Source organism: Acuticoccus yangtzensis (assembly GCF_001927245.1).
Classification (GTDB): Bacteria; Pseudomonadota; Alphaproteobacteria; order Rhizobiales; family Amorphaceae; genus Acuticoccus; species Acuticoccus yangtzensis.
In genome coordinates this window covers 545,101-557,056 of record NZ_MJUX01000001.1, presented here as the reverse complement: position 1 = coordinate 557,056, position 11,956 = coordinate 545,101, and the positions used below count along the sequence as shown (strand labels likewise).

8 protein-coding genes are annotated in these 11,956 nt (G+C 70.3%); 3 read left to right on the top strand and 5 right to left on the bottom strand.

What is annotated here, in order from left to right; all coding sequences use genetic code 11:
- Positions 1–141: 141 nt before the first annotated feature.
- Positions 142–1,593, top strand: a complete 1,452-nt coding sequence (locus BIX52_RS02450; protein ID WP_083659957.1) for an O-antigen ligase family protein — start codon at positions 142–144, stop codon at positions 1,591–1,593.
- A gap of 119 nt (positions 1,594–1,712) precedes the next feature.
- Here the strand turns inward: BIX52_RS02450 and BIX52_RS02445 are convergent, their stop codons facing one another.
- Positions 1,713–2,621 carry a sulfotransferase gene (locus BIX52_RS02445; protein WP_075219388.1) on the bottom strand — a complete coding sequence of 303 codons (909 nt, stop codon included), beginning with the start codon at positions 2,619–2,621 and terminating at the stop codon, positions 1,713–1,715.
- A gap of 2 nt (positions 2,622–2,623) precedes the next feature.
- On the bottom strand, positions 2,624–3,571 hold the full coding sequence (locus BIX52_RS02440; RefSeq protein WP_157956185.1) for a CE1 family esterase: 948 nt from the start codon (positions 3,569–3,571) through the stop codon (positions 2,624–2,626).
- A gap of 256 nt (positions 3,572–3,827) precedes the next feature.
- On the opposite strand from BIX52_RS02440, the gene BIX52_RS02435 reads away from it, so the two are divergent.
- Together BIX52_RS02435 and BIX52_RS02430 are read left to right on the top strand one after the other, a co-directional pair.
- On the top strand, positions 3,828–4,718 hold the full coding sequence (locus BIX52_RS02435; protein WP_075219386.1) for a sulfotransferase family protein: 891 nt from the start codon (positions 3,828–3,830) through the stop codon (positions 4,716–4,718).
- Positions 4,715–6,097, top strand: a complete 1,383-nt coding sequence (locus BIX52_RS02430; RefSeq protein ID WP_139312693.1) for a hypothetical protein — start codon at positions 4,715–4,717, stop codon at positions 6,095–6,097. The genes BIX52_RS02435 and BIX52_RS02430 overlap by 4 nt, the downstream gene beginning before the upstream one ends.
- A gap of 105 nt (positions 6,098–6,202) precedes the next feature.
- Here BIX52_RS02430 and BIX52_RS02425 read toward each other — a convergent pair whose 3' ends face one another.
- The 3 genes from BIX52_RS02425 to BIX52_RS02415 all read right to left on the bottom strand — a co-directional run bounded on the left by BIX52_RS02425 (position 6,203) and on the right by BIX52_RS02415 (position 11,606).
- Positions 6,203–6,580 (bottom strand): VOC family protein, encoded by a 378-nt coding sequence (locus BIX52_RS02425; protein WP_075219384.1) that lies wholly within the window; start codon positions 6,578–6,580, stop codon positions 6,203–6,205.
- Between the two features lie 149 nt (positions 6,581–6,729).
- Positions 6,730–8,784: a hypothetical protein gene (locus BIX52_RS02420; RefSeq protein WP_075219383.1), complete on the bottom strand. Its 2,055-nt coding sequence runs from the start codon at positions 8,782–8,784 to the stop codon at positions 6,730–6,732.
- An 11-nt stretch (positions 8,785–8,795) separates the two neighbouring features.
- The gene (locus BIX52_RS02415; protein ID WP_075219382.1) at positions 8,796–11,606 is read right to left on the bottom strand and encodes a DUF4159 domain-containing protein; all 2,811 of its coding nucleotides are present in this window, start codon (positions 11,604–11,606) and stop codon (positions 8,796–8,798) included.
- Positions 11,607–11,956 lie beyond the last annotated feature (350 nt).

Sequence of the window (11,956 nt, the reverse complement as noted above, 5' to 3'; positions counted from 1 at the left end):
CGGAAACGGGGAATCCGTGGCGCAGATCGCCCCCGCGCGCGTCGGCAGATATTTTGCCACAATCGGATGGTGGGCATGGATTGTGGCATCGGTCCATGGCTACAAAGACTGATGAATTAAAGTCGAATTGGATAATTGCATATGAGCGGCACTGTTACCGCGAGGGGAATGGGCATCCTGGGTTGGGTGATGCTCGCCGTCACCCTGGCGTCCGCGATCCCGCTGGGGTCCAACCGGCCCGTGAGCTGGGTCGGTCTTTCCATGGTCACCTTCGCTCTTTTCTCGATCGGTATCCTGATCGAGCTGTGGAAGCCTTCCATCCGCTCGGCCAAGCTGTGGCCGTCGGCCATCCTGGTGATGGCGGCCATCGGCTGGGGTTTCGTGCAAACCATTCCCGCCCTCTCGGCCGCCGCTCAGGCGATCGCCGGGCAGATCGCCGCGCTGTTGTCGCTGCCGGCGCCGGACCTCATTCACCCGGTGTGGAGCACGGTGGACATGCCCGGAACCATCAGCGCCGACCCGATCGACGGGCACCACACGGCGCTGCGGATGACGTGCTACGTCGCCGTCTTCTGGCTGGCGGTGCAGGCCGGGCGCGACACAGCCCGCGGCCGCATGATGTTGATGGCGGCAGCCGCCGGAATCACGCTTATGTGCGCCTTCGCCCTGTTCGCGGCGACGACGGGGGTCAACCCGGTCCTCGGTGAAGACGCCGGCCTCGGCGGCACTCTCACCGGCACCTTCATCAACCGCAACTCCTTCGGCACCTATGCCGCCTTCGGGGTGATCATCAATCTCGTCCTCTTGACCGACGCGATGGCCGGCAAAGCCGTTCCCAGCCAGTCGAAGGCGCTGCGCAACTTCCTGGAGCAGCTCATCGCGCGCGGCTGGCTCTTCGGCCTCGGCTTTGCCATCTGCGCGGTGGCGCTGCTCGGCTCGCAGTCGCGCGGCGGTGCGCTGGCGGGTGTCTTTGGCTCGGCCTTCGTCTTCGCCCTCACCGCCACCTCCAAGGGTGACCGCGGACGCGCCATCCCGGCGGCGATCCTGGTGGTGGTGCTCGCCGTCTTCGTCTTCACCATCAGCGCGGCGGGTGTGCTCGACCGTCTGATGGCGACGACGCCCGGGGACGACATGCGCAGCGTCATCTACATGGCGACGATCGAGGGGATCGCCGACAAGCCGCTCATCGGGCACGGCCTCGGCGCCTATTGGGACATGTTCCGCGTCTACGTTCCCGAAGCGGCCGGCCGGTTCGACTGGGACCGGGCGCACAACACCTATCTGGAGCTGATCTTCGAGCTCGGCCTTCCCGCCGCTCTGGCGCTGTTCACAGGGATCTTGCTCGTGGTGGTGCGCATCGTGGCGAGCGCTGCGACCGAGCGGCGGGGCCGCGTGGTGCCGCTGGCGGCGGCAGGCTGCGCGCTGGCCGCCGGCGTTCACTCGCTGTTCGACTTCAGCCTTCAGATCCCGGCGATCACGGTGATGTTCGCCTTCATCCTCGGCCTCGGCTTCTCCCAGGCGACGAAGCCGGAGCAGAAGAGCCGCCGCTCGTCCCGCGCGAGCATGCCGGAAAGGCGCCGCGCCGACGTGTGAGGCCGCGCCCCCGCGCGGGCGCCCCGCCCAGCCGGGCCGCCCGCGCGACGACGGATCGCGTGTGTGTCAGAGCGCCTTTGCCACACAGCGGCGGGGGCGGCGACGGCCCCGACTGGGGCTCAGGCGTCGGTGGGCGCGGGGGCGGCGGGGGTTGCGGGCGCCTCGGCCCGGACCGTGTAGCCGAAGCGTGCGGCGAGGTCCGCAACGTCCGGCGTCACCGCTTCGTCGGGAAGGGGGGCCGTCATCGCGGCGGTGAAGTCGCGGTGCGCGGCGGCCGGGTCACGCAGGAAGGCGCGGTCGTCTCCGAAGGCGCCGCCCGCGGGGCCGGGCCGCGCGAAGGGGCCGTCTTCGGGCCGCATCATCGCCGCGACCGCTGCGCCGTCCGCCCGCAGGCCGAGACGGGCCGACACCTCGGCGAGCGCCGTCTCGGGCGTCGCGGCGATGTCCTCCAGGCGCACCGTCGCCACATGCGCCGGCGCCACATCCTTCAGCGATGCGAGGATGGCCGCGTTCCCCTCGGCCCAGGCGGCACCCGGAACAGGCGGCGGATCGTCCCGCTTAGGCCGCCGCGCGAACGGGTTCTGGGCCGCCCGCAGCGGATGGCTGACGAGGTGGACGAAATCCGCCTCGGGATAGGCGGCGCGGATGCGCTCCACCGCCGCCGCGCGCACACCATAGACGCGGCTGCGGTCGACCAGTCGGCGCGGCGCGACGCGGGCGCACAGCTCGGCGAACACCATCTCCGACGGCCAGAAATAGCGCCGGAAGACCCAGCGTTTCGCCATCTGCAGCGCCTCGATGGACTGGTCGCCCGCATAGAGCAGGGCGACCGTGCGCAACAGCCCGTCCGCATGGGCCGGGCCGAGGCGCTGCATCTCGCTGAACGCCGTCTCCAGACGGTCCTCGGCGAAGATGTTGAGGTCCGGCACGCCGAACACGCCCGGGTTCGCGCCGATCATCGCGCTCGCCACCGCCATCGCCGTCGACGGAACGCCGAGCACGAAAATCGGACGGCTTCGGCTGTCCATCGTCACAGGCCGTAGTTGCGGAAGAAATCTACGATGATGTCGGTCGCCTCGATGTCGTAGGAGGTCTGACCGAGCATGCGCCGGGCCAGCGGGCCGCGCCGCCCCTCGCTTCCGGGCCAGGTGTGGCCGCCGCCGTCGATGCGGTAGAGCTCCACCGCCAGCTCGTCGCTGCAGCCCGTGCCCGTGATCCGGGTGACGGTGGTGCCGTCGTTCTCTGTATCGGGAAGCGCGGACGAGGTCTGCCCGCTGCAGCCGTCCAGCGTGCGATAGACCTCGAACGTCGCCGCGGCGGAGATGACGTTGCCGCCCTTGCCGCCGAACAGGCGCGAGCGCGGGATTGCACCGCCATTATAGGGCATCAACTCGTCGTCGGTGCCGGCGAACATGACGATCGGCACCGGAACGGTCGGCGTGCACGCGCTGTAGAGATCCTCGGGGATGTTCGCCGTCACCGTGGCGAAGGCGCGGAAGGCGTTCGGCGCTTCGCAGGCGAGGCGGTGGGTGAGCATGCCGCCGTTCGACATGCCGGCCACGAAGGCGCGCGCGGGATCGCCGCCGAACCTCTCCGCAACGTCGGCGACCACGCGCGAGATGAAGGCCACATCGTCCGGCCCGTCGGCGGTGGTGCTGCGCCCGTCGTTCCAATGATTGCGCGAGGCGTTGGGGAACACGGCGATGAAGCCGCTCTCCGCCACGTAGCTTTCGATGCCCGTGGCGTTGGCCATGTTCTTCCCGTTGCCGTAGCCGCCATGCAACATCACCACGATGGGATAGGTGGTGCCGTTCGGCACGGTGCGGGCCGGGCGCACCATGTAATAAGTCCGCCGCCCATCCGGCGTGCGGATCGTCTCCGACTGGGACACCGGCGCCGCGCGGCTGGGCTGAGCCAGCGCGATCATGCCACCCACGACGACAAGAAGCAGAACGCACAAGAAGTTGGTGAGATTCATGGTCTGGATGTCATCCCCGCACAGCGGCCGCACCAGCGCACCGCACCGCATTCACTGAAATTCGGACGGCCGTTTCGGTTACTCATCACACCGGAACGTCCATTCCCAGTATGAGAACATTGATTCATCGCGCACTGCACATATGGGTCAACAAGGGTTCAGTTGCAGTGCTACAACGTGCGTGCCAAGAGGGACGACGCGGCACGCGGCCGGTGCCGGCAAGAGTTGAAGCGCGGACCGGAGTTGAAGCGAGGCAATGCCAGAACCCCTGTTCATCCTGTGCCCGCCGCGGTCCTTTTCGTCTATCGTATGCGGGATATTGGGACAACACCCCGAGTGTTACGGCCTGCCCGAGCTGAACCTCTTCCTGGCGGACGATCTTCAATCCCTGTGGCACGGCCCGATGTCCCTGCCGATCTTTCGCGACGGTCTGCTGCGTGCCATCGCACAGCTTCATGACGGTGTGCAGACCGAGGACACGGTGCTGCGCGCGCGCAGTTTCATCACCGCCCATTTGCATTGGGACATCCCCACGCTGGTGGCTCACATCCAGGAATGCGTCGGGCCGAAGATCCTGGTCGAGAAGAGCCCCAGCATCGTGTCGCGGCCGGAGTCTCTGGCGCGCCTCCTCGCCGCGTTTCCGGATGCGAACCTCCTGCATCTGACGCGCCATCCCCACGCGAACGGCGAGTCCATCATCGGCCTGCGCAACCGTTACGAGCAGCTTCAGCTCGTGGCGCGCGGCAAGGCCTCCGACCCCGAGAACATGTGGGACCGCTGCCACGAGCTGATTCTGGCGGCGACCGAAGACCTTCCCCTCGGCCAGACGATGCGCATCCAGGGCGAGACGCTGCTCGCCAACCTCGACCTCTACCTGCCGCAGATCTGCGAATGGCTCGACATCGACGCCTCGCCCGCCGCGATGGCTGAGATGATGCACCCGGAGAACTCGCCCTACGCCTGCCGCGGGCCGAAAGGGGCACCGCTCGGCAACGACCCCAACTTCCTCGACGGTCCGTCCATCGACCAGGAACGGCTGAAGCGCATGAAACTGCCGACGCTCGACGATCCGCTGTCCTGGCGTGAGGACGGCAGCCTGTTCGGACCGCGCACCCGCAAGCTCGCCACGGCGTTCGGTTACCAATGATGGACGAGTTGTTCGACGGGGCGCTGTTCAGCGCGATCGCCAGCGGCGGGCTGGAGCGGCCGGGCGCCACCAGCGCCTACGCCATGGCGCTCTTCAACGGCGCGCTCTACGTCGGCACGGGATCGCCGGTGGCGCGCACCGCCGCCCAGGCGCCGCGCATCATGCGCTACGATTTCGCAGACGAAACATGGACGACCGCATTCGAGGCGCCGCTTGTCCCGGCAAGCGCCCGCACCAATGCGCCCGACGTGCAACTGTCGGCGCTGGGCGGTGGCGCGCTCGCCACGCTGACCCGCCAGGCCGGCGCAGGCGGCCTCGTCCCGCGTGAGGTCGGCTACGCGTCGCTCACCGTGTTCCAAGGCCCGTCCGACCCGGCCCCGGCACTCTATGCCGGAACGATGTCGCGCGACGGGGCGCTGATCCTGCGCTCGACCGATGGCACGACCTTCGAGCCCGTCTGCGCGCCCGGCATGGGTGATGGCTCCGTCTTCGCCCTGCGCAGTCTGACCGCGTTCGGGGGCCGCCTCTTCGCCGCGCCCGCGGGCACCGTCACCGACGATGCGCTCGACCGCGAAGTGCCGCCGGCCGCGCGGCTCTACGTGTCCGCCGACCCGGCCGCGATGGTGTGGGAGGAGGCGGCACCGGCCGGCTTCGGTGACGCCGCCAACCTTGCCGTCAGCGCCCTGTGCTGCGCCCACGGCAAGCTCTATGCGGGGACGTTCAACGCCGCCCGCGGCTTCCAGCTCTGGGCCAGCGATGGCGCCGGCGAGGCCCCCTTCACCTGGGACAGGATCGTGACCGATGGCGGCGCGGCCTACAACCAGAACCTCACCGTCACCGCGATGGCCGAGTTCGCCGGGGCCCTTTATGTCGGCAGCGGCGTGCCGGACAACGGCAGCGACAGGGTGCGCAATGTCGGCCCCGCATCGGCCGAGCTGATGCGCGTGGACGCGGGCGGCGCGTGGGAGCTGATCGCCGGGCGCCCTCGCTTCTCGCCCCAGGGGCTGAAGGTGCCGACCTCGCTGATGGGGCCGGGCTTCGACGATTTCTTCAACGCATCGGTCGCCGCGCTCGGCGTGCACGACGGCGCGCTTTATGTCGGCACCCACCAGTGGGAGGCCTTCCAGGCGATCGAGAACGGTGCGGACGCGATCGTCGGCGGCGCCCAGGTGTGGCGCACTGAGGACGGCGAGGCGTTCGACCTCGTGCTGGAGGACGGCAACGGCAACCCGGCGGACGTTGCGGTGCGCGCGCTTCTGTCGACACCCGCGGGTCTGGCGGTGGGGACGCAGAACCAGAGCCGCATCCTGCGCCTCCTCGGCCGCACGCGCGACGATACCAAGCTTCCCGGCGGGTTCAGCGTTCTCGTCGGCCTCTGAGCCGGGGCGACCGCGCGGCGAGGGATGCGGTGCGCGCCGCGGCCGAGGCCGGCGCGTGCGGAGGATGCCGGCGGACACGGGGCCGTGGCGAGGCCCGCGGGACCCTCAGGCGGCCCGCTGCTGCGTGACGAGCCACCAGGTGATCCCGTCCTTGTCGCGCACGCCGCTGCGCCTGTCGCCGCAGATCGGCTCGGTCGGGGCGAGGACCCTGATGCACCCCATCTCCAGCGCGCGCGCATACGCGCGGTCGACATCGGGCACATAGATATGAACATGGGCGGGCACGGGCTCGGCCATCTCGCCGATCATCAAGACGGTATCGTCCACCATCGCCTCGGCGTGCCTGACCGACCCGTCGCAGCCGATCTTCACCTGCAAACGCTGGGCGCCGAACACGATCTCCAAGAAGGAGAGGGTCTCTTCGACGGATCGGACGATGAGGAACGGGGCGAGGCTGGTATGGCCGTCCGGCTTATAACTCACGCGGGATCTCCAAGCGATGCCTATAGCCGCGACCCGCGGCCTCGTGGCATATGGCGCGGCGTTCAGGCATGGCGAGGCCTAAAAGCGGATGCCCCGCGCAAGGGGCGGGGCATCGCTATTTCGGGTTGCGATTTGGGGGCTTAGCGTTGTCAACGCCCCTCACGCCACCACGTTGAGGAGAGCGCGGAGAGCAAAATTGCAAGGCCGAGAAGTCCGGCGAAGAGGGGCACCCGCTCGACTCCGGTCAGCTCGCTGGCTTCGGAGCGCTTCAGGCCGATCCAGTCGCCGCCGCTGGTCGAGCGGCCGTCCGGTCGCATCAGAATGCGCGGCGCCGCGTCCGCCGTCTCGACGCGCCGGACAGAGCCGCGGGTGGCGTCGGCGACCGGCTGCAGCTTCTCGGTCGTGGAGGTGAGGTCACGCGCCTCCAGCGGGTTGGCCGGGCCGACGTGGCCGAGGGCGGTCAGTACACCGTCGGTCGCGCGGTAAAGGCCCATGTCGGGCGTGTCCACCGTGGCGCGCCACAGGCCGGGCTCGGCCTCCTCCAGGGTCAGCTCCTGGGTTTCGCCGGACGGGGTGGTGAGCGTCACCGGGGCGGCGCTGTCGGCCAGCGTCTGCCGCTGGATCACCAGCGCACCGTTGCCGGTGATGAGGCGCAGGGCTTCTTCCTCCAGCTCCGGCTCCTTCATCAGCCAGTGGGACAGGCGGCGCATCAAGGGCACGTGCGGGCCGCCCCCGTCGAACCCGCGCGCCCACAGCCAGATGTGATCGGACAGCATGGTGGCGACGCGCCCCTCACCCTCGCGCGAGAGGACGAGGAGGGGATTGTCGCCGGCGCCGGTCATCACCGTTTCGCCCGCGGTGGGCACGGCCTCGACGAGGCGGAACCAATCGCTCCACGCGGGCGGGTCCTCCTCGCTGCCGGGAAGGTCGCGCGTCACCGGGTGCCTCTTGCCGAGCGCCGAGACGGTGGGGCGGAAGGGCTGCTCAAGGATGCCGCCCGACGGGGCGACCGGAAGCGTCGCCGCCAGCGGCGTGTGGTAGATCGAGCGCGCTCCCGCATAGTCCGGCCCGGCCGCCACCAGCACCGCGCCGCCGTTGAGAACGTACTGCGCGATGTTGTCGAAATAGAGCGCCGGCAGAACGTTGCGCCGGTGGTAGCGGTCGAAGACGATGAGGTCGAACTCGTCGATCTTCTGGCTGAACAGTTCGCGGGTCGGGAAGGCGATCAGCGACAACTCGTTGATCGGCGTGCCATCCTGCTTCTCCGGAGGGCGCAGGATGGTGAAGTGGACGAGGTCGACCGACGCGTCGGACTTCAAGAGGTTGCGCCAGGTGCGCTCGCCCGCGTGCGGCTCGCCGGAGACCAGCAGAACGCGCAGGTTCTCCCGCACCCCTTCGACGATGGCGACGGCGGCGTTGTTCACCGTCGTCAACTCGCCGTCGACCGGCGCGACCTCGAACTCGTAGAAATTGTCGCCGCCGTGGCCGATGTCCACGGTGATTGCCAGCGGCTCGCCGATGGTGGCGATGCGCTGCTCGGTGAGCTGATCGTCGGCGCGCACGCTCAGCTCCACCGCAGCGCCCTCGGCGGAGGCGTCGTGCACGGTGACGACGATCGTCTGCTCCGATCCGACGAGGCCGAAGCGGGGTGCGGCGACGATCTCGACCCGGCGGTCGCGCTCGTCCTCGCTGCCGGTGATGAGGGCGTGGACGGGGGCGTTGAAGGGCGCGCTCGCCGGCGCATCGTGGACCTGACCGTCGGTGACGATGATGGCGCCGGCGATGCGGTCCGGCGGAACGTCGCCGAGGAGGTCGGCGAGCGGCTCGAACAGGACGGTGCCGTCACGGTCGGCCTGCGGACGGTCCACGGTGAGGGTGCGCACCTCGAGCTGTGGTGTCGCCTCCAGCCGGGCGATGACGTCGGCGGCGATCGCGTCGGTCTCCTCCACGCGGCCGGCGGTGCGCTGGCTCTGCGAACGGTCCACCACCACGGCGACGATGCCGGAGAGGGGCTCGCGCACCTCGCGCTGCAAAGCCGGGTTGAGGAGGGCGACGGCGAACAGCGCCACGGCGGCGAGGCGCAGTGTAGACCCGCGGACCCGGCGGGCGAGACCGAAGCCGGCCAGCCCCAGCCCCACCACCGCGAACAGCGCGATGAGCCAGACGGGAAGGTAAGGACTAAACGCGAACTCGAAATCTGTCATACCTGATACGTCTACTGTCCGAGCCGCTCGAGAAGCGCCGGAATGTGGACCTGATCGGCCTTGTAGTTCCCCGTCATCGTGTAGATGGCGATGTTGACGCCGGCCCGATAGGCGAGCTCACGCTGATAGGGATCGGCCGGCGAGGTGGGCAGAAGGAAGCCGCCGTTCGGGCTCACGGCCCAGGCGCCTGCGAGGTCGTTGGCGGTGATGATGATGGGCGACACGCCGTCACCGGCGCGGGCCGGGCGGTCGCCGCGGCTTTCACCGAGACTCGCCTCCACCCACAGCGGCGAGCCGGACCAGCGGCCGGGGAAGGCGTCGAGCAGGTAGAAGGTCTTGGTGAGGACGTGGTCTTCGGGGACCGGCTCCAGCGGCGGGATGTCCAGCCCGTCGAGAATGCGGCGGAGCGCCATGGTGGCGGCGGTGGTGGTGGAGCCGGAGAGCGAGCCCGCCTGGTCGCGCGTGTCGAAGAGGATGGTGCCGCCGTTCTTCATGTAGGCGTCGACACGGGCGATCGCGGCATCGGACGGGCGCGGCGCATCCGCGGTCACCGGCCAGTAGATGAGCGGGAAGAAGGCCAGCTCGTCCGTCTCGACGTTCACGCTCATCGGCTCGGACGGTTCGACCGCTGTGCGTGCGGTCAGCGCCTGGCTGAGACCGGTGAGGCCGGCCTCCGACACCCGGTCCACATCCGCATTGCCGGTGGAGACGAAGGCGAGACGGGTCTGCAGCGATGCGCGCATGGCGAAGGCGATGTCGGCCGAACGGGTGACTGCGGCGGGGTCCGCGGCCTCCGGCCCGCCGGACGATTGGGCGCCGGACGATTGGGCGGCGGCGGGCGGCGCGCCGGTGACGGCGAGGCCCGCGGTGACGAGGAGGCCCGCCGCCAGCGAGGCGACGACGCGGCGCCGGAAGCTGCCCATCAGAAGGAGGATGGCGAGCGCGTCTGCGAGGAGGAGGGCGGCGGCCAACGTCATCAGCGGACCTTTCAATTCGGTCGGACCATCCGAAGTGTAGCGTGAAAGCGAGGCGCCGACGAACGCATCCGGGTTAAGCGAGGCGAGAGTCTCGCCATCGTCCAGGAGATTGATCGCGCGGAAGGCGCCGTCCGCCCCGTAGAGGCCGGGCGGGGTGCGCGGCCCCAGCACCGCCTCGCCCGCCACCGGCTGAACGTTGGGGCCCGGAGCGACGAGGCGGCCGGTCCCGTCGAGCACGCGGTAAGGCGGCAGCGAAGGGCCGTCCTCGCCGCTCCGGTCGGCGGACGCGCTGGAGAGCTGCACGACGTGGCGCAGCATTTCGACGAAGCTGCCCGACAACGGCAGAGAGGACCAGCTCGTATCGGCGGTGACGTGGAAGAAGACGATCCACCCGCCGCCGACATTGCGGCCGGTGACGAAGGGCGTTCCGTCCGCCAGCGAGGCCCAGGTCCGCTCGGTCAGTGCCAGCGACGGCTCGGCGAGGAGCTGGCGCGTGACGGTGACGTCGGACGGGACGGCGAGGTCGGCGAAGGGGCCGTTGTCGGAGAAGTCGGACAGCGGCTGCGGATCGCTCCACGACAAGGTGCCGCCGAGGGTGCGGGCACCGGCCCGCAGCGGGACGGGGAAGAGGTCGTCGGTCCCGTCCGAGGTGCGCGGGCCGGCAAAGCGCAGGAGCACGCCGCCGGCGTTGATCCAGCGGGCGAGGGCGTCCTGCGTGTCCGGCAGCAGGGTGCCGACGTCGGCGAGGATGATGACGGAGGTGCCGGCGTCGATCAGCTCGGCGATGGCGCCGGGGAGGTCGAGCGCTGTCGGCTCGCGCACGTCAGAGGACGGGGCGAGGGCGGCGCTGAGATAATGCAGCGGCGACAGAAGCGGCTGTTCCTGCTCCAGCGCGCCGCCGGAAATGAGGCCGACGGTGCGGCGGCGGAAACGCTCGTCGAGCAGGCGCACGGCAGCGGCGCTCCGCTCGCCCGCGACGGTGACGCGCAGCGCGTCGTTGCGCAGCTCGGTCGGCAGTGTGAGGTCGGCGGTGGCGGTGGTGTCGCCGGGGGCGAACGTGGCGGTCCCTTCCGCGAGGACGAAGCCGCGCGGGTCGAGCGCGCGCACGGTGCGGGGGAGGGTGCCCGGATAAGCGTCGGCGGTGAGGGTCACCTCCATGCCGTCGGCGCTGGGGGCGGCACCGGCGATGCCGACGATCTGACCCGGTTCGGGCGAGAAGACGCGCACGGGGCCGTCGGTGCTCGTGTCGAGCGCGGTCCAGAAGTCGGCGTCTGCGTCGGTGGCGAGGCCGTCGCTCAGCCAGGCGGCGCTGCCTGCGGCGATATCGCCGAGGCGGGCTGCGAAGGCGGCGCGCGCGGCCGGCCACGGTTCGGGCTCCAGCGAGCGCAACAGGTCGCGCGCCTCGGCCGGGCTGCGGCCGGTGAGGGGGGCGGCGGCATCGGCGGTCCCGGCGAGGATCACGGTGCGGTTGGCCGCCTCCGCCTCGTCGATCAGCCTGAGCGCGGTGTCCTGGCGGATCTGCCAGTCGGCGGCGGCGCCGTAGGTGTTGTCGACGAGGATGAGGGCCGGGCCGTCACCGGCGGCGGGCGCGGCGTCCGGCCGCAGGACGGGCTGGGCGAGGGCGATGATGACGACGGCCGCCAGCGTCAACCGCAGCAGCATCAGCCACCAGGGCGTGCGCGACGGGGTCTCCTCCCGCTTGGCGAGCGTCATCAGAAGGCGCGTCGGCGCGAAGGTGATGTCGCGCGGTCTGGGCGGCGTGGAACGCATCAGCCACCACAGGACCGGCAGAAGGAGGAGCGCCCACAGAACCAGCGGCGCGCCGAACCCCAGTGCGGTCATCATTCGTCTCCCGTCCTCCTCGCCGAACGCTGACCGGCGGGATCATACTCACAACCGTCGTCTTCGCCGTGCGGCGTTCTCCCGCAGCGCCCGGCGCTCCAGGCGGCGCTCCGGCTGGCGAGCGCCCCTACATCCCCGGCGGCGGGCGCCGATGCAGCCCAGGCTGCGTGCGCCGATGCAGCCCAGGCTGCGTGCGCCGCTGCACCCCAGGCGCCGTGCGCGAATGCACCCCACGCCGCGCGGGCCGCTGTACCCCAGGCGGCGGGCGCCGATGCACCCCGTGCCACGTGCGCCGCTGTACCCCGAACGGCGTTGACGATGCCGCTCCGGGCGGACATCGCTTTGCCGCTGCG

What these genes read in the sequence shown, in the direction of transcription:
- BIX52_RS02440 (WP_157956185.1), bottom strand. Translation starts at nt 3,571, where the DNA reads ATGAATCTCACCAACTTCTTGTGCGTTCTGCTTCTTGTCGTCGTGGGT.
- BIX52_RS02445 (WP_075219388.1), bottom strand. Translation starts at nt 2,621, where the DNA reads ATGGACAGCCGAAGCCGTCCGATTTTCGTGCTCGGCGTTCCGTCGACG.
- BIX52_RS02430 (WP_139312693.1), top strand. Translation starts at nt 4,715, where the DNA reads ATGATGGACGAGTTGTTCGACGGGGCGCTGTTCAGCGCGATCGCCAGC.
- BIX52_RS02415 (WP_075219382.1), bottom strand. Translation starts at nt 11,606, where the DNA reads ATGATGACCGCACTGGGGTTCGGCGCGCCGCTGGTTCTGTGGGCGCTC.
- BIX52_RS02420 (WP_075219383.1), bottom strand. Translation starts at nt 8,784, where the DNA reads ATGACAGATTTCGAGTTCGCGTTTAGTCCTTACCTTCCCGTCTGGCTC.
- BIX52_RS02435 (WP_075219386.1), top strand. Translation starts at nt 3,828, where the DNA reads ATGCCAGAACCCCTGTTCATCCTGTGCCCGCCGCGGTCCTTTTCGTCT.
- BIX52_RS02450 (WP_083659957.1), top strand. Translation starts at nt 142, where the DNA reads ATGAGCGGCACTGTTACCGCGAGGGGAATGGGCATCCTGGGTTGGGTG.